At 65.1% G+C, this 19,877-nt stretch carries 13 protein-coding genes; 7 read left to right on the forward strand and 6 right to left on the reverse strand.

Going from position 1 to position 19,877, the window contains the following annotated elements:
* Window positions 1-79: 79 nt before the first annotated feature.
* Window positions 80-4,888, reverse strand: coding sequence for a cadherin-like domain-containing protein (locus ACN0V4_RS01115; RefSeq protein WP_417672665.1), 4,809 nt, complete (start codon window positions 4,886-4,888; stop codon window positions 80-82).
* Between the two features lie 246 nt (window positions 4,889-5,134).
* On the opposite strand from ACN0V4_RS01115, the gene ACN0V4_RS01120 reads away from it, so the two are divergent.
* From ACN0V4_RS01120 to ACN0V4_RS01130, 3 genes are all read left to right on the forward strand, one after another.
* Window positions 5,135-6,052: a LysR substrate-binding domain-containing protein gene (locus ACN0V4_RS01120; RefSeq protein WP_417672666.1), complete on the forward strand. Its 918-nt coding sequence runs from the start codon at window positions 5,135-5,137 to the stop codon at window positions 6,050-6,052.
* Window positions 6,053-6,295: 243 nt separating this feature from the next.
* On the forward strand, window positions 6,296-8,224 hold the full coding sequence (locus ACN0V4_RS01125) for an FAD-binding monooxygenase (RefSeq protein ID WP_417672667.1): 1,929 nt from the start codon (window positions 6,296-6,298) through the stop codon (window positions 8,222-8,224).
* A 288-nt stretch (window positions 8,225-8,512) separates the two neighbouring features.
* Window positions 8,513-10,627, forward strand: coding sequence for a DEAD/DEAH box helicase (locus ACN0V4_RS01130; protein ID WP_417672668.1), 2,115 nt, complete (start codon window positions 8,513-8,515; stop codon window positions 10,625-10,627).
* 123 nt (window positions 10,628-10,750) lie between these two features.
* Here the strand turns inward: ACN0V4_RS01130 and ACN0V4_RS01135 are convergent, their stop codons facing one another.
* Window positions 10,751-11,131: a hypothetical protein gene (locus tag ACN0V4_RS01135; protein ID WP_417672669.1), complete on the reverse strand. Its 381-nt coding sequence runs from the start codon at window positions 11,129-11,131 to the stop codon at window positions 10,751-10,753.
* Between the two features lie 405 nt (window positions 11,132-11,536).
* On the opposite strand from ACN0V4_RS01135, the gene ACN0V4_RS01140 reads away from it, so the two are divergent.
* Genes ACN0V4_RS01140 through phbB form a run of 3 tightly spaced genes read left to right on the forward strand, consistent with a single transcriptional unit; the run spans window position 11,537 to window position 14,524 of the window.
* A complete protein-coding gene (locus ACN0V4_RS01140; protein WP_417672670.1) occupies window positions 11,537-12,949 on the forward strand; it encodes a bifunctional enoyl-CoA hydratase/phosphate acetyltransferase in 1,413 nt (470 codons plus the stop codon).
* 45 nt (window positions 12,950-12,994) lie between these two features.
* Window positions 12,995-13,768, forward strand: coding sequence for an enoyl-ACP reductase FabI (fabI, locus tag ACN0V4_RS01145; RefSeq protein ID WP_417672671.1), 774 nt, complete (start codon window positions 12,995-12,997; stop codon window positions 13,766-13,768).
* A 33-nt stretch (window positions 13,769-13,801) separates the two neighbouring features.
* Window positions 13,802-14,524, forward strand: coding sequence for an acetoacetyl-CoA reductase (gene phbB, locus ACN0V4_RS01150; protein ID WP_417672672.1), 723 nt, complete (start codon window positions 13,802-13,804; stop codon window positions 14,522-14,524).
* 116 nt (window positions 14,525-14,640) lie between these two features.
* Here the strand turns inward: phbB and ACN0V4_RS01155 are convergent, their stop codons facing one another.
* Entirely contained in the window at window positions 14,641-16,116 is a 1,476-nt protein-coding gene (locus ACN0V4_RS01155) for an NAD-dependent succinate-semialdehyde dehydrogenase (protein ID WP_417672673.1), read from the reverse strand.
* Entirely contained in the window at window positions 16,113-17,396 is a 1,284-nt protein-coding gene (locus ACN0V4_RS01160) for a 4-aminobutyrate--2-oxoglutarate transaminase (RefSeq protein ID WP_417672674.1), read from the reverse strand. Before ACN0V4_RS01160 ends, ACN0V4_RS01155 begins: the two co-directional genes overlap by 4 nt.
* A gap of 164 nt (window positions 17,397-17,560) precedes the next feature.
* On the opposite strand from ACN0V4_RS01160, the gene ACN0V4_RS01165 reads away from it, so the two are divergent.
* On the forward strand, window positions 17,561-18,133 hold the full coding sequence (locus ACN0V4_RS01165; RefSeq protein ID WP_417672675.1) for a cupin domain-containing protein: 573 nt from the start codon (window positions 17,561-17,563) through the stop codon (window positions 18,131-18,133).
* Between the two features lie 148 nt (window positions 18,134-18,281).
* On the opposite strand, the gene ACN0V4_RS01170 is transcribed toward ACN0V4_RS01165, so the two are convergent.
* A complete protein-coding gene (locus ACN0V4_RS01170) occupies window positions 18,282-18,782 on the reverse strand; it encodes a flavin reductase family protein (RefSeq protein WP_417672676.1) in 501 nt (166 codons plus the stop codon).
* A 5-nt stretch (window positions 18,783-18,787) separates the two neighbouring features.
* Window positions 18,788-19,876, reverse strand: coding sequence for an LLM class flavin-dependent oxidoreductase (locus tag ACN0V4_RS01175; RefSeq protein ID WP_417672677.1), 1,089 nt, complete (start codon window positions 19,874-19,876; stop codon window positions 18,788-18,790).
* Window position 19,877 lies beyond the last annotated feature (1 nt).

Here is a 19,877-nt window from a genome sequence, read left to right on the forward strand (position 1 = left end):
GCATCGGTGTTCGTGGCCTCTGATGATCTGGAAGAATGGGTGGTGGCGGCCCTCGAAATCGATAGCCGCCCCCGCCTGATCAGAGAAAGTCGATGTCGTTCAACAGCAAGGTCCGGTCGGCGACGCCTTCGACGATCAGCTTGGTGCCATCGCCGAAGTCGAAGACGACGTTGCCGTCGATCTCGGTGGCATAGGTATTGACCATCTCTTCCACCGACAGCACCCCATCCGTGGCCCAGAGCTGTTCATCGAGCCACAGGGTATCGGCGTCGTCGGTGAAATCGGTGATGGTGTCGGTGCCATATTCCACCATGAAGACAAAGGTATCCTTGCCCACGCCGCCTTCCAGCAGGTCGTCTCCGGCGCCACCGTCCAGCAGGTCGTTGCCGCCGCCGCCAAGCAGGGTGTCCTGGCCGTCGCCGCCATTCAGAACGTCCTTTCCCCGGTCGCCGGCAAGGATGTCGTTACCCTCGCCTCCCGCCAGGCTGTCGCCGCCGCGCCCGCCAAGGAGCGTGTCGTTCCCCGCGCCGCCCTGCAGGTCGTCCTGACCCTTGCCGCCGCTCAGCGTGTCGTTGCCGGCGCCACCGATCAGGGTGTCGCGACCGGCCCCGCCGAACAGCGTATCGTTCCCGTCGCCGCCGTCGATCTGGTCAGCGCCCATCTTGCCGCGGATGAAGTCGTCGCCGCCGAAGCCGGACAGCAGATCATCGCCCGTCGTCGCCGCGATCACGTCATTGGCGTCGGTGGCGCCGAAGGCATCGGCCTCGACATCAAGGGTGACATTGGCCGTCGCAGTGCCGCCGTTGCCGTCGGAGAGGGTATAGGTGAAGCTCGCCTCACCCTCGAAACCGGGGGCGGGAGTAAAGATCACCTTGCCGTCTTCGCTCAGCGTGACGGTGCCGTTCACCGCGTCCTGCACCGAGACGATGCTAAGCTGGTCGGTGTCGGCATCGCTGTCGTTGGCCAGCAGATCCTCAGCCGCGATCACCAGGGCCACCCCGGCCGTCGCCTCCAGGCCGCTGTCGTCCATGGCGATGGGATCGGCATTCACCACCGGGGCAGGTTTTGCCAGGGACACCACGGTGACCTCCTCGAAAGAGGTGCCGGCGCTTTTCCAGGTGTAAAGCCCGAAGGTGCCGGTTGCGATCTGATGATCCTCGGTCGGATCGGCAAAGATCATCTCGCCATCGAGATAGGCCGAGATCACCCCGTCCTTGATGTCGAGCCGCAGTTCGACCGTGCTGCCGGGGGTGTATTTTGCCGGAACCCGGTCCAGCACCTCTTCGATGCCGTCCTTGACGTAGACCAGGTTCCACAGGCCGCCTTTGCTGTCGAGCTCGAGCTTATAGTAATTCGCCTCGTCCTGATAATGGAACACCAGGCCCAGCCCGTTGGCGGCATCGCCTTCCGGGGTCGCGATGGTGGTCTGCACCGAATAGTCGGCCCAATCGGCCGCCTCTTCCGCGTCATAAAGCGCGATGGTGCCCTTGCGCAGGACGTTGACGCCATCGCCCAGCGGGCTCCAGCGCTGTTCCCAGACACCATTGCCGCCGCCGGTCAGCTGGTCGCTGTAGATGTCCGACATCTGGCTCAGCGCGCCATCGGCAAGCTGCCAGTCCGAGCTGCCGATCGAGCCGTCCTGGTCGATGATCCGCCAGGTGCCATCGGTCAGGCTGTCGGTGTCGAAGCTGTCGTGCACCAGGATATCCTTGGCCTCGACGATATCGACCGCGACGAAATCGCTGGCGGTGCGGCCGCTGGCATCGGTGACCACCAGGGTCAGCCCTTCGGTTCCGACCGGCAGGTCCAGGGTGACCCGGGCGCCGGTGGCGATTTCTGTGCCGTCGAGCTGCCAGCTATAGCTGACGATCTCGTCAAGCCCATAGGAATCCGCGCCGTTCAGCGTGACCGAAGCGGTGCCGTCGCCATCCATGTCGAGAGCGCGGAACGACCCTTCCGCATGGGCGGTGAGCGAGACCTGCTGTACCAGCACGTTGTCGAAGCTGGTGCCGTCCTGATAGTTCGAGAATACCCCGACGGTGCCGCCGGACAGCGGATCCGCGTCGATCACCGGGCCAAAGACGCTCTGGCCGTTCATGAAGACTTCGATCTGATCGCCTGCGACCACCACCTTCACGTCGATGTCGTCGTCGAAGACATAGCCCTTGTCGACCTCGGCCAGCACCGTTTCGACGCCGTTGTCGACCTTGATCAGCCGGCGATAGTTGCCGGCGTCATAGGTCTGGAAGCGGTAATAGGTGCCCTCGTCCTGATAGTAGAAATAGACGCCGAATTCGTCGTCATCGGTGGAATGGGCGGTGACCTCGAAGCTGTAATCGCTCCAGTCCATCGCCTCGGCGGCGGTGTAGATCAGCATTTTGCCGGGGGCGTCACTGACATCGTAAAGTTCGCCCAGCGCCGCCTCGGGGCTGACCCCGTCCGAGGCATAGGTGCCGCGCACGATCCAGCTTCCCAGATCGTCCTCGGCATTGTCAAAGATGGTGATCCCACCCGTGCCGCCGAAACTGTCGGACAAGGGAGCGTCGCCCCCGAAGTCGAGCTGGAAAGTCTGCGCGCCCTCGATCGCCTCGGTCAGGATGCCGCCGGCGGTGACGCCGCCAAGCTCGGCCACCTCAGCCGCCGTCAGCACCGCCTCGGTCAGCATCAGGCTGCTGATATAGCCCGACATGGTGGCGCCGTCGGTATTGTCGTTGAACAGCACGAAGCCGACCTCGGGGTCGATCACGTAATTCGCCAGCGCGTTGCTATAGTCGAAGGAGCCGATCAGCTCGCCATCCAGATAGATGTTCAGGCCGGCGACATTCTTGCCGTTGACGGTGCCGGCATCCTCGACGGTCAGCACCACCCGGTGCCATTCGTCATAGCTGAAATCACCGAAATAGGTGCCCGAGTTGCCGATCACGTTGCGGCCATCGCCATAGCGGTTGGTGTTGACGAACAGTTCGCCATCGTCGGTATTGGTCGGATCGGCCTGGAAGAAGGGGAACCAGTTGCCCTGGCCCGAGGGCACCAGAACGTCGAAGGCGATGGTATAGCTGGTCAGCTTGGCGCCATCCTCGGTCGAAAAGCCGGGATCGACCAGAAAGCCCTGGCCGCTGACCTCCAGCGCCGGGAAGCTCATGACGCCGGTGTCGCCATCCGCCAGCTTGGGCAGGTCCAGCGTATCGGTCGTGACGAACTCGGTCTGGCTGTCCAGAGACGGGGACAGCGAACTGCTCCAATGGGCGGCGGTGCCATCGTTGAAGTTCTCGACCAGCAGGGTGTCGTCGGTGCTGACCACGACCAGCACGTCATCGCTGTTCACCCGGCCCTCGGCATCGGTCACCTGCAGGGTGATCTGGTGCCGACCGGCCTCCAGCTCGATCTCGGCGGTGGCGCCGGTGGCGATGACCTTGCCGTCGGCATCGAGCCAGTCATAGGCGGTGATCAGATCGCCGTTCAGCGATTTGCCGGCGTCCAGCGTGATCGTGGTGCTGTCCGCGCCTTCCGAGGCGTCGACAAAGACGTCATTGCCGGTGTCGGCCTGCGCCCGCAGTTCCGGCGTGCCAAGGTCGATCCCGGTGATCACCTCCTCATGCTCGAGATAGCTGCCGGTCAGCCCGTCGCGGCCGGCCTCCGCGCTGTCGCGATAGCCCTCGATGTAGGAGTCGAGATTGGCGAAATAGGTCTCGGTATAGACGGCGCCGTTGTCCGGGTCGATCGTGACCAGCCGCACCGCGCCGTTGCCGCCGTTGCCGCCCGAGATCTCGGTGGTGACGCCGCCCTGATAATTGGCCAGCATCTGCAGCACGCTGGTGCCGTATTCGGTATAGCTCTGCGCCGTCTCTGCGCCGTCGCCGCCGATGATATGGCCCGAGAAGACGAAGCTGATGTTCGGATATTGGCTGACCAGCTTTTCCCAGATGTCGGCGCCGCTGCTATAGCCTTCGACATCCTTGCCCAGGCCGTAATCGGTGCCGGTGCCGCCGCCGTATTGGCCCAGCTCGTCGTTGACGCCGGCATAATCCATGTAATTGTGGGTGGTCAGGATGACGCGGTAATCGAGATGGCTGTCGAGCACTTCGGAGGCCCATTCCAGCACGTTGTCGCGCGGCGAGAATTCCAGGCTCAGCACCATCCAGTTGGTGCCGTCGGGGGCGGTGAAGCTGTGATAGGTATTGGCGGCGCTGTCCGGATCGCCGTCATAGGTGCCGCCGAAGGAGCCGGAATTGACCTCGGACTGATGCGCGACCGAGAAATATTCGTCCAGATAGGTGGCGCTGTGATCGCTGGCACGGCCGCCGGTGCTCATGTCATGGTTGCCCGGCAGCAGCGAATAGGGGATCACCCCGTCGAGGTTGCTGATCGCATCCGCGGCGATTTCCCACTGATAATCATAATTGTTGTCAGTCACGTCACCCACATGGGTGGCGAAGAGGATGTTCATCGACTCCGCATTGTCGGCCAGCCATTGCGTCATATCGCCGAAGATGTGGTTCAGGTCGGGGTTGGAGGTATAGGTCTGGGTGTCGGGCAGGACCGCGACGGTAAAGGCATTGTCGCCGGCCACCCGGGCGCGGAAGCTGTCGCTGATCTCGTTGCCGAGACCGTCGGTGGCGGTGACGGTCAGATCGCTGTAGTCGAGCAGCCCCAGCACATCGAGGGTCAGAACCCCGCCCTCGATATGGGCATCGATCACCGCCCCGTTCGAGTTGGTGACGCTATAAGTCAGCCCCTCGCCGGTGAAGTGATCGGACAGGGTGATGGTGACCTGCTCCTGGCTTTCCTTGATCAGCAGGTGGTTGATCTCTTCGCGCAGTTGCAGCGATTGGGGTGCCTCGGCTTCCGAGGCGTCGGTGGTGGTGGTGGTGGCGAGGGACGAGGACATGAGGGGGTTCCTGTTCAGGTCGGGGTGAGTGTTCGCGGCCTCGTTAACAGGGTCGTGGTCCCGGAAATGTGACAGATCGCTTACAACCCATTGATTTTGCTATGGGGTTTTTCTATCCCCGCCATAGAAAAACACCGCGGTCGCGGCGGGTGTCACATTGATGTCAAGGGCTTGGGTATAGAGAACGCCTGCGGGCGCGCCCGTTCTTCGGCACGCGCTGCCCTGGCCATCGGAGCCGTTGACGTCATGTCCACGAAACAGTTGAAAGCCTTCCATGTGGTTGCCCTGTCCGGCGGCTTCTCTCAGGCTGCGCGGGACATGGGGGTCAGCCAGCCGACCCTCTCGGCCCATGTCCGGGCGCTCGAGGCGCATTGCGGCGTCAATCTGCTGGAGCGCAAGAATTCTGGCGTCGTGCTCAGCCCGCATGGGGAGGAGCTGTTCCAGATCACCACCCGTCTGTTCAAGGCCGAGCAGGAGGCGAATGCCTTTCTGCGCACCAAGAGCCGCCGCGACAGCGGCCATCTGCGCATCGCTGCCGATGGTCCCTATCCGGCGCTGTCGATCTTCGCGCTGCTCCGGGCCGAGCGGGCGAATATGACGCTGACGCTGTCGATCGACAATTCCGCGCGGGTGATCGAACGGGTGCTGGACCGGCGCGCCGATGCGGCGATCACCGCCTGTCGGCCCGATGATGCCCGCCTGCACGGGGTCAAGTTCCTCAGCACCCGCCTGGGGCTTTGCGTGCCGCTGGCGCATCCCTTGGCGGCGTATCCCGACGGCGTGGCGCTGGGTGACATCCTGGACCAGACCTTTGTGATGCGCGAGCGCGGGTCGCGCACCCAGGAGGTGTTCGAGACCAGCCTGGCCGCTCGCGGGCTGGCGATCGAAAGCTCGATCGCCGTCTCGTCGCGCGAAGGCATGCGCGAGGCGGTGCTGAACGGCATGGGCTGCGGTGTCGTCACCGATCTGGGCTTCGGCTCCGACCCGCGATTGGCCTTCGTGCCGCTGCGGGATGTCGACGAAGGCGTCGACGAATATGTCGTCTGCCTCGAGGAGCGGCGGCATCTGCCGTTGATCCGCCGTTTCACCGCCGCCTGCCAGCGCCCTGCGCCGGGGCGGCTCGGGCCGGCGCTGCGCCCGCAGCAGGCCGGGGCAGGGCGCTAGGCACCTCTGGCACCGTCTGACGGGGGGGCGGATAGCGACGGCTTTGGCCGCCGAATCAGGTATTCCGCGCGCCTCTGAGCCGGAAATGCCGATGGTCTGAAACCCGATCATGCCAACAAATGTGTTTTATATCATGATCTTGATGATAATGATTTGCATACATATCAACTATTGACGGAATATAATAAGCATGGATATTAAATGCCCTATGGGGACCGCCTGCGCGGCAGAGGAGGAAAAGCGATGCAATTCTATGTGGACGGCTTTCGCGGGGGCGACCCTGACATCAGGACCGCGGCGCCCTGCCGACGGGATCGCGGCCCCTATGCGGCGCTGCCCGACAAGGTGGACGTGTTGATCGCCGGCTGCGGTCCGGCGGGGCTTTGTCTTGCGGCGCAGCTTGCGCAGTTTCCCGACATCGACACCATGATCGTCGATCAGAAGCCCGGCCCGATCGAGAAGGGGCAGGCCGATGGCGTCAACACCCGGACGATGGAGATGTTTCAGGCCTTCGGCTTTGCCGAGAAGGTGAAGCGCGAGGCCTATTGGGTGAACCAGACCGCCTTCTGGACGCCAGATCCCGCCAATCCGGCGCATATCAGGCGGATCGGCCGGGTGCAGGACGTGCCCGAGGACAGTTCGGAAATGCCGCACACGCTGCTGAACCAGGCGCGGGTGCACGAGCTGTTTCTCGACGTGATGCGGAATGCGCCGGCGCGGCTCGAACCGGATTATTGCTGGGCGGTGCGTGATCTGATCGTCGATACCACGACTGACGACCACCCGGTCACGGTGACGCTGGAGAACACCGGGGTGAACGCCGGGGAGACCGCCACGGTGCGGGCCAATTACGTGGTTGGCGCGGATGGCGCGCGGTCGAGCGTGCGCAAGGCGATCGGCGGCACGCTGCACGGCGACGCGGCGCATCAGGCCTGGGGGGTGATGGACATCCTGGCCAATACCGATTTCCCGGATGTGCGCCAGAAATGCCTGATCCAGTCGGCGCAGGAGGGCAACATCCTGATCCTGCCGCGCGAGGGTGGCTATCTGTTCCGCATGTATGTCGAACTCGACAAGCTCAACCCCGGCGAACGGGTGGCCAGCCGCAACTTCACCGCCGACCACATGATCGCGGCGGCGAACCGGATCATGCAGCCCTATACCATCGAGGTGAAAGAGGTCGTCTGGTGGTCGATCTATGAGATCGGCCATCGGATGACCGACAAGTTCGACGATGTGCCCGCCGGAGCGGCGGCCCACCGTACCCCGCGTGTCTTCACCGCCGGGGATGCCTGTCACACCCATAGCCCGAAGGCGGGGCAGGGGATGAACGTCTCGATGGGCGATACCTTCAATCTCGGCTGGAAGCTGGCGCATGTGCTGCAGGGGCGGTCGGATCCAAGCCTGCTGCACAGCTATTCCGCCGAACGCTGGGTCGAGGCCAAACGATTGGTCGACACCGATCACGAATGGGCCCGGATCATGTCGGCGCCACCGGGGGAATCCAAGCTCGACGCCGCCGACATGCCGCGGTTCCAAAGGCAGTTCATCGACAATCTCGAATTCACCGGCGGGCTCGCGGTACAATATCAGGCCTCGGCCCTGGTGGCGGCGCCGACCTATCAGGCGCTGGCCCTGGGCGAGGAGATCGGCCGCCGTTTCCACTCGGCCCCGGTGGTGCGCCTGGCCGATGCAATGCGGATGCAGCTTGGCCATGCGGCGGAAGCTGATGGTCGTTGGCGGATCTATGCCTTCGCCGGGGCTCAGGACAGCTCGGCGCCGGGGTCTGCCATCCATCGTCTGGCCGATTGGCTGGAAGGCGATCCCGGCTCACCGGTGGTGAAATTCACCCGCGAGGGGGAGGATATCGACGCGGTGATCGACCTGCGTGCGATCTTCCAGCAAACCTTCGAGGCGCTCGCCTACGAGGATATGCCGTCGCTGCTCAAGCCCGCGACGGGAAAGCTCGGTCTGCAGAACCATGAGAAAGTCTTCTGCGTCGATCACAAGGGGGCGGGCGATATCTTTGATCTGCGGGGCATCGACCGCGCGCGGGGCTGCATGGTGGTGGTCCGTCCGGATCAGTATATCGCCCATGTGTTGCCGCTGGACGCCTATGTGGAGCTTACGGCATTCTTCGACGGCTTCCTGCTGCCGGCCAGGGAGGGCTGAACCGGGGTTGGGCGAGGATTCGGCCGCCGGCCCTCTCCAAGGGGCGGGCGGTCGCAGGGTCGCGCGCTGGCGTGCGTGGGGGGCGGTGTTCTGCCCGCAGGCCCCGTTCTGACCCGCCCCGGCGGGGGAAAAACGGCTAAATTGGCCGTTTGGGGCCGCAGGTCGTGCCCGGCTGTAGTGATTTCGCCATATACTTCGGGCGCAACTTCCGGTATTGGCGATGCTCTCGTGTCGCCCCCGACCACCCCCTCACGGCGCCTTTTGACGCCAGCCCATGGATTTCTGATCATGATCACCCCCCTGTCCGAGGCGCTTGCCGAGCGCGGATTCGATAAGCTTACCCCAGTACAGGAGGCCGTGATCGAAGCGGACGTCATGGAGGCGGATCTGCTGGTCTCGGCGCAGACCGGATCGGGCAAGACGGTGGCCTTCGGGCTGGCGATCGCCTCGACCCTGCTGGGCGAGGCGAGCCGCTTTGGTCCGGCGGCGGCGCCGCTGGCGCTGGTCGTGGCGCCGACGCGCGAACTGGCGTTCCAGGTGAAACGCGAATTGTCCTGGCTCTATTCCCGGACTGGCGCGGTGGTGGCCTCTTGTGTTGGCGGCATGGACATGCGCGAGGAGCGGCGGACGCTCGACCGGGGCGCGCATATCGTCGTCGGCACGCCGGGGCGCCTGCGTGATCACATCGAACGCCAGTCGCTTGACCTGAGCGCGCTGCGCGCCGTCATCCTCGACGAGGCGGACGAGATGCTCGACCTCGGGTTCCGCGAGGATCTGGAATTCATGCTGGGCGAGGCGCCGGAAGACCGGCGCACGCTGCTGTTCTCGGCCACCGTGCCGCCGATGATCGCCAAGCTTGCCCAGCAATACCAGCGCGACGCTCGCCGGATCAGCACCATCGACACCACCCGGCAGCATGCCGATATCGCCTATCAGGCGATCCGCGTGGCGGCCTCGGACAGCGATCACGCGATCTTCAACCTGCTGCGGTTCCACGAGGACCAGAGCGCCATCGTCTTCGCCAATACCCGGGCGATGGTGAACCATCTGGCCGCGCGGCTGGCCAATCGCGGTCTGTCGACGGTGATCCTGTCGGGCGAATTGAGCCAGTCGGAGCGGTCGCATGCGCTGCAGGCGATGCGTGACGGCCGCGCCCGGGTCTGCGTGGCCACCGATGTGGCGGCGCGTGGCATCGACCTGCCGAACCTCACCCTGGTGATCCATGCGGATCTGCCGACCAATGCCGAGACGCTGCTGCACCGCTCTGGTCGTACCGGCCGGGCCGGTCGCAAGGGGATCTCGGCGCTGATCGTGCCGCCGAAGTCGGTGAAGCGCGCCGAACGTCTGCTGGGCTGGGCCAAGCTCAGCGCCGAATGGACCGTCGCGCCTTCGATGGAGGACATCCTGCGCAAGGACGAGGAGCGCCTGCTTGCCGATCCCGCCTGGGACGAGCCGATGACCGAGGAGCAGACCATCTTTGCCGCCCGCCTGCTGGCGGAACATACTCCGGAGGTGATCGCCGCGGCCTATCTGCGCCTCTACCAAGGACGCCGCGCCGCGCCGGAAGATCTTCTGCCGCCCGACAGCAAGCCCGCCGCGCGCGAGCAGAAGGAGTTCGGCCCGAGCCGCTGGGTTTCGCTTTCGGTCGGTCGCGATCGTAACGCCGAGGCGCGTTGGCTGTTGCCGCTGCTGTGCCGCACGGGCGGGCTGGACAAATCCGCCATCGGCGCGATCCGGGTGCAGGACACCGAGACCTTTGTCGAAATCGCCGAAGCCAACGTCGAGGGATTTGTCGGCGCGCTTGGTGAGGGCGGCCTTCTGGAGGATGGCGTGACCGCAAGGTTGCTGGATGGTCAGCCCAATCTGTCGGCTCCCGGCGGGGCCCGGCGCGAGGGTGGCTTCAAGTCGCAGCCGCGGCGGAGCAATGACGCGAAGCCGCAGTCGCGGGGGCCGCGTCCCAGCCCGGCGGCATCCGAATCCGGCCCCGCGCCAGAGCGCCCGAGCCGGCCTGCTCGCCCCGTGTCGGCAGATCGTCCCGCGTCGGCAGAGCCGAGACCCTTCGCCAAGAAGAAGCCGCGTTACGAGGAGACGAGCGCGGTGGAGGTTCGCCCGGCGAAGAAGCCGTTCAAGGCCAAACCGACGGCTGCCCCCAGCGGCAAGGCCAAGTCGGATACCCGCAAGCCGGCCGGGAAATTTGCGGCCAAGACCGACTACAAATCCGCCGGAAAGGCTGATTTCAAGCCCGCAGGAAAGCCGAAGGGCAAGCCCAAGGCCTCTGCCCCCGCCGATGCCCGGGACAGCTCGAAACGCTTCACCCCGCCGGGGAAGACCGCGACGGCGCCGCGCAAACCGCGTGCCCCGCGGCTGAGCGGCAATGACGCGCCGCGCCGCGGCAAGCCCTGACCCAGACAGAGGTGTGCGGGTCGCTGCCCCCAGGGGCGGTGACCTGCCCGCCTGCCGAGGTCGCAAGGCCCTCGCCCGCCGGTTTCACCCGATGCGGGAACCTATTCCGGCAGATATCGTCGATTACCTCCGGTTCCAGAAAACTGGCGCGCGATATGTTATCTGGCCTTCCGTCGAAACAGGGGCGGGCTGGCCCCGGACGCGAGCAGGTGTTCCAATTCCCAAGGTCATCCCGGAATTGCGGGCCCGTCCGGCGCGCCAATAATTCCCGGGGAAATCCCATGTTTCCGACAGCACCAATTCCCGGCTGAAAATAGCGTCGCGTTTCGATCTGAGGCCGTTTCTTCTGATCGCGCCGCCGCTGCGGCTGAGCGATTGCTGGCGGGTGTAGGGAGGGCGCGACACCTCGGCTTCGGCCCTCTTGGGATCACCTGCATAGTCACCGAAAAAATCGTCGATGCGGATGGCGTTTTGCCCGTAAAGCGTGAATAGTGCGAAGATCACTCGCCTGAACGATCTTTGACAATTCAACAAGAATAGAGGCTTGGCCTCAAGAGGCTCCCCGCACGGTCGGGGATGGAGTTGGCTTTATCGGTGTTCCCCAAATCCGGGGCGAAAACTGATGTCGAACTGGGCAGAGCCGCCTGGAAATCAGGCGAAGCCCGGTGGGGCCAAGATTGGGAAAATCCAAACTTCTTTGGCTGTTGCCCCCGTCGCTCGGGCCGGGACAGGATGAATTCAACTGCAGGCTGAGCCGCATTCGTGGCCGGGGGAGGAGGCAGGACGGTGTTCAACTGAATGTCACAGCCGATGCCTATGCCGGGGCTGGCGCCGTCGAACGGTTCGGGGATCTCCGGGACGGGGATCTCTGGCGAACCGGGGTCTGGCGAAAACACGAAAGAGGTTTCGATGACACAGCCCGCCGAGATCCTGTCCAACCGCGTCTTCGACCAGCTCCAGATTGGCGACAGCGCCAGTCTGACGCGAACCGTGGGCCCGGACGACATCACGCTTTTCGCCACCGTTTCGGGGGACACCAACCCGGCACATCTGAATCCGGTCTTTGCCGAAAAGGGCATCTTCGGCCATGTGATCGCCCATGGCATGTGGACGGCCGCTTTGGTCTCGGCGGTGCTTGGCACCCGGTTGCCGGGGCCGGGGACGATCTATCTGGGCCAGGAAATCCGGTTTCTGCGGCCGGTTGCCCCGGGCGACACCATCACCGCCACCGTGCGGGTGATCGAAAAGCGCGCGCGTGATCACCGGGTGACGCTGGAAACCGTCTGTACCAATCAGAACGGCAAGGATGTCCTGTCGGGGCTCGCTACCGTCAAGGCGCCGGACGAGCCGGTCAGCCTGCCGGTGACCTCTCTGCCGGAGGTGACGATCCGGCGCCCCAGTCGTTTCGAGGCGCTGATCGCCGAGGCGCGCGCCTTGCCTGCGGTCAAGGCGGGGGTGGTGCATCCCTGTTCCGCCGCCGCCCTGCGCGCCGCCATCGAGGTGCGCGACGAAGGTCTGCTCGACCCGCTGCTGATCGGGCCGGAGGCGAAGATTCGCGCCCTGGCCGAGGAAACCGGCCTGTCGCTCGACGGGATCGGGATCGAACCGGTGGCCCACAGCCATGCCGCCGCCGCCCGCGCGGTTGAGCTGGCGGTCTCGGGCCGGGTCTCGATGCTGGTCAAAGGTTCGATCCGCAGCGATGAGCTGCTGGGGGCGGTGACGGCGCATGGATCGGGGCTCAGGACCGACCGGCGGATCAGCCATGTCTATGTGATGGACGTGCCGGCCTATGCCAAGCTGGTGATGGTGACCGATGCCAACGTCAACATCCTGCCGACGCTGGAGCAAAAGCGGGACATCTGCCAGAACGCGGTCGATCTGATGCATCTGCTGGGGGTGGCCTGCCCAAAGGTGGCGGCATTGGCGGCGGTCGAGACGGTCAATCCGCAGATGCCCGCCACCATCGACGCCGCCGCGCTGACCGCCATGGCGGCGCGCGGACAGATCTCGGGCGCCATGGTCGACGGGCCCTTGGCCTTTGACAATGCGATCAGTGCCGAGGCGGCGGCGACCAAGCGGATCACCTCGCCCATCGCGGGACAGGCCGACATTCTTCTGGTGCCCAATCTCGAAGCCGGCGACATGCTGGCCAAGCAGCTGATCTATTTCGGCAATGCCACCGCCGCCGGATTGGTGCTGGGCGCCAGGGTGCCGATCGTGCTGACCGGCCGCGCCGATCCGATGAGCGCGCGAATCGCCTCGGCGGCGCTGGCAAAGCTGGCAGCGGCGCGGCGCCTGGCCGCCCTGGCAGAGGAGGAGTGAGATGAGAGCGTCGATCCTGACCTGCAACCGAGAGGGGCTGAAGACATGTTGAAACTGGTCGATCTGAGCGGCAAGCGGGGGTTGGTGGTGGGGGTGGCCAATGCCCAGAGCATCGCCGCCGGCTGTGCCCGCGCCTTTCGCGACGCCGGGGCCGAACTGGCGCTGACCTATCGCAGCGATACCTCGAAACCCTTCGTCCAGCCGGTGGCGGAGGAGGTCGACGCAGCCCTTTTCATGCCCTGCGAGGTGCGCGAGCCGGCGCAGATCGAGGCGCTGTTCGAGACGATCGCCACCACCTGGGGGCGGCTCGATTTTCTGCTTCATTCCATCGCATTCGCCCCGCGCGAGGATTTGCACACCAGTGTGGTGAACTCTTCGGCCGAGGGGTTCGCTATGGCGATGGATATCTCCTGCCATTCCTTCCTGCGGTTGGCGAAATACGCCCGGCCGCTGATGACCGAGGGCGGATCATTGATGACGGTCAGCTATTTCGGCGCCGATCGGGTGGTCGAGGATTACAATCTGATGGGCCCGGTAAAAGCGGCGCTGGAGGCCAGCGTGCGCTATGCCGCGGCCGATCTGGCGCGGGACAATATCCGCGCCTTCGCGCTGTCGGCCGGGCCGATCAGGACCCGCGCGGCCTCGGGCATTGCCCATTTCGACGAGTTGATCGACAGGGTGCGCGATCGCACGCCGTCGCATCAGCTTGTCTCGATCGAGGAGGTCGGCCGGATCGCCGCCTTTCTCGCCAGCGAGGCCGCTGCTCCGATGAGCGGATCGGTGATCTACGCTGACAACAGTTTCCACCTCATGGCCTGATGGTCGGGCCATGTTCATTGTAAGGAGAGGACAATGACCAAAGTTGCAATCGTCACCGGCGGGACCCGGGGCATCGGTCGCGCGACCAGCATCGCGCTCAAGGAGGCGGGATATAGCGTTGCAGCCAACTATGCCGGCAACGACGACGCGGCGAAGGCTTTTACCGAGGAAACCGGCATCCCCGCCTTCAAGTGGTCGGTGGCCGACTACGAGGCCTGCGCCAAGGGCGTGGCCGAGGTCGAGGCCGCACTCGGGCCGGTCTCGGTGCTGGTCAACAATGCCGGCATCACCCGCGACGCCTTCTTCCACAAGATGACGCCGGCGCAGTGGCATGAGGTGATCAGCACCAACCTGACCGGCGCCTTCAACATGACCCACAACGTCTGGACCGGCATGCGTGAACGCAAGTTCGGCCGCGTCGTCTGCATCTCGTCGATCAACGGGCAGAAGGGGCAGGCGGGGCAGGCCAACTATTCGGCGGCCAAGGCCGGCGACATTGGCTTCGTCAAGGCACTGGCGCAGGAGGGCGCGCGCGCCGGCATCACCATCAACGCGATCTGCCCGGGCTATATCGCCACCGATATGGTCATGGCGGTGGAACAGCACATCCGCGACGCCATCACCGCGCAGATCCCGGTGGGTCATCTGGGCGAGCCCGAGGATATCGCGCGTTGCGTGGTCTTCCTGGCTTCGGATGACGCGGGCTTCATCACCGGCTCGACCCTGACCGCGAACGGCGGTCAGTATCTGACGTAAGTCGGACATGAAAAACGCGCCCCCGGGGTAACGGGGGCGCGGCGATCCGGGCGCGCCGGGATCGACTGAGTGCGGCGATCCGAAGGGAAGAGGTGAACCGCCGGCGTGTTGGGTGCTCAGGCGATCTCGCCCAGGCAGAGGTATTTGATCTCGAGGTAGTCCTCGATCCCGTATTTCGACCCTTCGCGGCCCAGCCCCGACTGCTTGATGCCGCCGAAGGGCGCCACCTCGGTCGAGATCAGGCCGGTGTTGATGCCGACCATGCCGCTTTCCAGCTTTTCGGCGACGCGCCAGACCCGGGCCATGTCGCGGCTGTAGAAATAGCTGGCCAGACCGAAGTCGCTGTCATTCGCCATGGCGATCACCTCGGCCTCGTCCTCGAACTTGAAGAGCGGCGCCAGCGGGCCGAAGGTTTCCTCCTTCGCCACCGCCATGCCCGGCTTGGCGCCGGTCAGCACGGTGGGGCGGAAATAGGTGCCGCCCAGGTTCGACCGCTGGCCGCCCTCGATCACCTCGGCGCCCTGTGCGACCGCATCGGCGATATGGCGTTCGACCTTGGCGAGCGCGGCTTCCGAGATCAGCGGGCCGGTGGTCACACCCTCGTCAAACCCGTTGCCCAGCTTCAGCGTACCGACCTTGGCCTTCAGCTTCTCGGCGAAGGCGTCATAGACGCCGGCCTGCACATAGATCCGGTTGGCACAGACGCAGGTCTGGCCGTTGTTGCGGTATTTGGCGATCATCGCACCTTCGACTGCGGCATCCAGATCGGCATCGTCGAAGACGATGAAGGGGGCGTTGCCGCCCAGCTCCAGCGACATCTTCTTGATGGTGGGGGCGCATTGCTGCATCAGGATCTGCCCCACCCGGGTCGAGCCGGTGAAGGTGATCTTCGACACCTTCGGGTTGGCGCAAAGCTCCTGACCCACGCCAGAGGCATCGCTGCCGGGGATCACGTTGAAGATGCCGGCGGGCACGCCCGCACGCTCGGCCAGCACCGCCATCGCCAGCGCCGACAGCGGCGTCAGCTCGGCCGGGCGGGCGACGAAGGAACAGCCGGCGGCCAGCGCCGGGGCGACCTTGCGCGCGATCATCGCATTGGGGAAGTTCCAGGGCGTGATCGAGCCGACGACACCCACCGGCTGTTTCAGAACCACGATGCGCTTGTCGCGCTGATGGCCGGGGATGACATCGCCATAGATGCGCTTGGCCTCTTCGGCGAACCATTCGATGAAGGAGGCGCCATAGAGGATCTCGCCCCGCGATTCCGGCCAGGGCTTGCCCATTTCGGCGCAGAGGATGGTGGCCAGATCGTCGGCGTTCTCGACCATCAGATCGAACCATTTGCGCAGCACCGCGGCGCGTTCCTTACCGGTCCAGGCGGCCCAGGCGGGTTGCGCGGCATGGGCGGCGTCGATGGCGGCGGCGGCGTCGGTGGCGTCCAGATCGGCGACATGGGCGATGCAGGCGCCGGTCGCCGGGTCATAGACCGCGAAGGTTTTCTCCGTCGCGATCCATTCGCCGTTCACATAGGCGCGGGTTTCCAGCAGGCTCGGATCCTTCAGCGGACGGGCGGTGGGGAAGGTCGCGGTCATGCCTCGGCCTCCTTGGCGGCTTCGATCGCGGCTTCGAGGATGTCGAGCGCCTCGGCAAAGACCTCGTCCTGGATGGTGAGCGGCGCGAGGAAGCGGATGACGTTGCCATAGACGCCGCAGGTCAGCAGGATCAGCCCGCGTTTCTCGGCCTCGATCCGCACCCGGTTGGTGAAATCCGCGTCCGGGGCGCTGCGATCGGCAGTGTTGAACTCGACCGCCACCATCATGCCGGGGCCGCGCACGTCGACGATCTGCGGCGTGGTCGCGCGGATCGCTTCCAGCCGCTGGCGCAGGCGGGCGCCCAGCTCGTTGGCGCGGCCGCAGAGGTCTTCCTCCTCGATCACGTCGAGCACGGCATTGCCGGCGGCGACGCCCAGCGGGTTGCCGCCATAGGTGCCACCCAGACCGCCCGGAATGGCGGCGTCCATCAGCTCGGCCCGGCCGGTGACGGCGGAAATCGGCAGGCCGCCGCCCAGACCCTTGGCCATGGTGGTGATATCGGCGGCGACGTCATAGCCCTCCATCGCGAAGAGATGGCCGGTGCGGGCAAAGCCGGTCTGCACCTCGTCGGCGATCATCACGATGCCATGGGTGTCGCAGAGCTTGCGCAGCGCGCGCATCAGCTCGGCCGGCGCGGGATAGAAACCGCCTTCGCCCTGGACCGGCTCGATGATGATGCCGGCGACGCGGGCGGGGTCGAGATCGGCCTTGAACAGCCGTTCCAGCATGTCCATCGTCGTGGCGACCGAGCCGCCATGCAGCTCGACCGGGAAGGGGATGTGATAGACATCGGGCATCATCGCGCCGAAGCCGATCTTATAGGGCGCGACCTTGCCGGTCAGGCTCATCCCCATGAAGGTGCGGCCGTGGAAACCGCCGCCGAAGGCGATGATGGCGCTGCGGCCGGTGGCGGCGCGGGCAACCTTGATGGCGTTCTCGACCGCCTCGGCGCCGGTGGTGACGAAAACCGTCTTCTTGGCGAAATCGCCCGGCACCAGATCGTTCAGCCGTTCGGCCAGACGGACATAGGGCTCATAGGGCAGGATCTGGTGGCAGGTATGGGTAAAGCTGCCCAGTTGCTTTTCGACCGCGGCCATCACCTTGGGGTGACGGTGGCCGGTGTTCACCACGGCGATGCCGGCGGCGAAGTCGATATAGCGGTTGCCTTCGATGTCCCAGACTTCCGCATTCTGGGCGCGCTCGGCATAGATCTGGGTCTGCACGCCCACGCCGCGGGCAACTGCGGCCGCGCGACGGGCGGCGAGGTCTGCGTTCGACATCCTGATGTCCTCTCATATGAACGGGGCCTTCGGCCCCGGCCCGGGCGAGCCCCGAACAAGCGGGAACCCTAGTGTTTCCCGATGGCAAAAAAAGTCTGTTTTTTTCGGGTCGTATCTGATTGATATTGATGGGACTAAATCAAGAATGTTGCGGGATATTGAACATGAGCAACGAGGCGGGGCAGAGTCTTGATCTGGATATCGGTCGCCGGCTGCGGCTGTTGCGCGAACGCGCCGGCCTGTCGCAACGGGCGCTGGCGAAAAAGGTGGAGGTGACCAATTCCACCATCTCGCTGATCGAATCGGGCAAGGTGAACCCCTCGGTCGGGGCGCTCAAACGGATTCTTGACGGCATTCCCGTGGGGCTGTCGGAGTTCTTTGCCTTCGAGCCGGAGACAGAGCAGACGGTGTTCTTCGCCGCCGAGGATCTGGTCGAGATCGGCAAGGGCAAGCTGTCGTTCAAGCAGGTGGGCGCGACGCTCTATGGCAAGGCGATGATGATCCTGCTGGAGACCTATGACATCGGCGCCGATACCGGCCGCAAGCTTTATGGGCACGAGGCGGAGGAGGGCGGCGTGGTGATCGCCGGCCGGGTGGAGGTGACGGTGGGGGATCAGCGCAAGACCTTGGGGCCGGGGGACGCCTATTATTTCGACAGTCGCAAGCCGCATCGGTTCAAGCAGGTGGGGCCGGAGAAATGCGTGGTGGTCAGCGCCTGCACCCCGCCGACCTTCTGAGCGTGAAGGGTGCGACGCGCCTGCCGGCGCGTGCCTCCGGCGGGGATATTTGCAGCTAGAAAAAGGGCGGGGCCGCGAAAAAGACCCCGCGCGGGCGGGCCGGCGGGGTCAGGGGCGGGCCGTGACGGGGAGGGCGCGGGCCGGAAGATCAGGCGGTCAGGGCGCGGAAGCTGCCGTTCCAGTAGATCAGCGCGCCCTGGTCCGGCGTGGTGATCAGCGCGCGGACGCGGCCGATCACGATCGAATGGGTGGCGCGGTCGATCATCTCCTCAACCTCGCAGTCGAAGGCGGCGGGGGCGTCGGCCAGCAGCCGGGCGCCGGTCACCGCCGTCACCCAGTCGGCGCCCTGGTAGCGGTCCGGCCCCTTGACGCCGCCGAAGCCGCTGAAGCGTTCGGCGACGCCTTGGTGGCCGGCCCCCAGCGACGACCAGCCGAACCGCCCGTAGCGGCCGAACATCGGCCAGCTCGAGGACGACCGGTTGACGCAGGCCAGGAGCAGCGGCGGCTCGGCCGAAAGCGAGATCGCCGAGGTCACCACCAGGCCGGTGCTGTCCTCTCCCTCGCCGACGGTGAGGACGGAGCAATTGCCCACCAGCGCGCGCATCGCGCCGGTGAAGCTCTTGCCGTCGGGGGCGGTCTGTTGCGCCATCAGGCTTATCGGATCCCGGCTTCGGCCAGGATCGGCAGCACACGGTCGCGGAACAGCGGGAATTCCTCGACATAATCCACGAAGGACAGGGTGGTGCCGGCAAAGCCGGTCTCGTGCAGCTTGATGATGCCTTCGGCCACCTGTTCCGGGGTGCCGACCAGCGGGAAGCCGCCATGTCCCTGCGCCATCAGATAGCGGATCTGGGCCAGCAGATCATGCGGGAAGCTGTGGGCATGGGCAAACTGCAGGTTGACCAGATTGTCCACCGCCTCCCAATCGGCGTTGTCGTCGGTGACATGCTTCTGGAAGGCCCGCGCCTCATCCTCGGTCTCGCGGCAGATGACATGGCTGAAGGTCAGCACGCCGATGTCGCGGCCCTTGCCGGCTGCCTGTTCCTTGAGCTCCTGAATTTCATCCTTCGACCGGTTGAGGTCGATCGCCGGGGTGAACAGGTAATTGGCGTTGTCGGTGGCGAAGTCGCGGCCCTGCGGCGAGCCGGCGGCATTCAGGATCGGCACCGTGCCATGCACCGGCTTGGGGTCGCCGATCACATGCTTGAGGTGGAAATAGGTGCCTTCCCAGTCAAAATAGTCGTCCGAGGACCACAGCTTGCGGATCACGTCGAACCATTCCTGGGCATAGCCATAGCGGGTTTCGTGATCATCGGGCAGGGTCAGTCCCAGCGCCTCGTATTCCGGCTTGTTCCAGCCGGCGACGATGTTCAGCCCGGCGCGGCCGTGGCCGATCTGGTCGATGGTGGCGATCTGTTTGGCGATCACCACCGGGTTGTTGGCGGCGGTGTGGATGGTGGCGAAGACGCTGATGTTCTTGGTCGAGGCCAGCAGCCCCGCCGCCCAGGTCATGGTTTCCAGCACGCCGCCGTGAAAGTCGGTTTCGCCGCCATAGCCGATCCAGCGGGCGATCGGCAGCATGAAGTCGATGCCGGCCTCGTCCAGCATCTGGCCGAGCTTGAGGTTGTTGTCCCAGGTGTTCTTCCAGCGTTCGGGCAGCTTGGTCACCGTCATGCCGGAGGAGCAGTTGGAAGAGAAGGTGCCGAGCTTGAAGCCTTCTTTCTTCATCATCAGGTTGGTCATT

Origin of the sequence: Pseudodonghicola sp. (assembly GCF_048268305.1) — a bacterium.
Taxonomy (GTDB): Bacteria; Pseudomonadota; Alphaproteobacteria; order Rhodobacterales; family Rhodobacteraceae; genus Pseudodonghicola.

Bases quoted from the DNA above. Each gene is read 5' to 3' on its own strand.
- ACN0V4_RS01170 (WP_417672676.1), bottom strand. From the start codon at position 18,782: ATGGCGCAACAGACCGCCCCCGACGGCAAGAGCTTCACCGGCGCGATG.
- phbB (WP_417672672.1), top strand. From the start codon at position 13,802: ATGACCAAAGTTGCAATCGTCACCGGCGGGACCCGGGGCATCGGTCGC.
- ACN0V4_RS01130 (WP_417672668.1), top strand. From the start codon at position 8,513: ATGATCACCCCCCTGTCCGAGGCGCTTGCCGAGCGCGGATTCGATAAG.
- ACN0V4_RS01120 (WP_417672666.1), top strand. From the start codon at position 5,135: ATGTCCACGAAACAGTTGAAAGCCTTCCATGTGGTTGCCCTGTCCGGC.
- ACN0V4_RS01115 (WP_417672665.1), bottom strand. From the start codon at position 4,888: ATGTCCTCGTCCCTCGCCACCACCACCACCACCGACGCCTCGGAAGCC.
- ACN0V4_RS01165 (WP_417672675.1), top strand. From the start codon at position 17,561: ATGAGCAACGAGGCGGGGCAGAGTCTTGATCTGGATATCGGTCGCCGG.
- ACN0V4_RS01140 (WP_417672670.1), top strand. From the start codon at position 11,537: ATGACACAGCCCGCCGAGATCCTGTCCAACCGCGTCTTCGACCAGCTC.
- ACN0V4_RS01160 (WP_417672674.1), bottom strand. From the start codon at position 17,396: ATGTCGAACGCAGACCTCGCCGCCCGTCGCGCGGCCGCAGTTGCCCGC.
- ACN0V4_RS01175 (WP_417672677.1), bottom strand. From the start codon at position 19,876: ATGACCAACCTGATGATGAAGAAAGAAGGCTTCAAGCTCGGCACCTTC.
- fabI (WP_417672671.1), top strand. From the start codon at position 12,995: ATGTTGAAACTGGTCGATCTGAGCGGCAAGCGGGGGTTGGTGGTGGGG.
- ACN0V4_RS01125 (WP_417672667.1), top strand. From the start codon at position 6,296: ATGCAATTCTATGTGGACGGCTTTCGCGGGGGCGACCCTGACATCAGG.
- ACN0V4_RS01155 (WP_417672673.1), bottom strand. From the start codon at position 16,116: ATGACCGCGACCTTCCCCACCGCCCGTCCGCTGAAGGATCCGAGCCTG.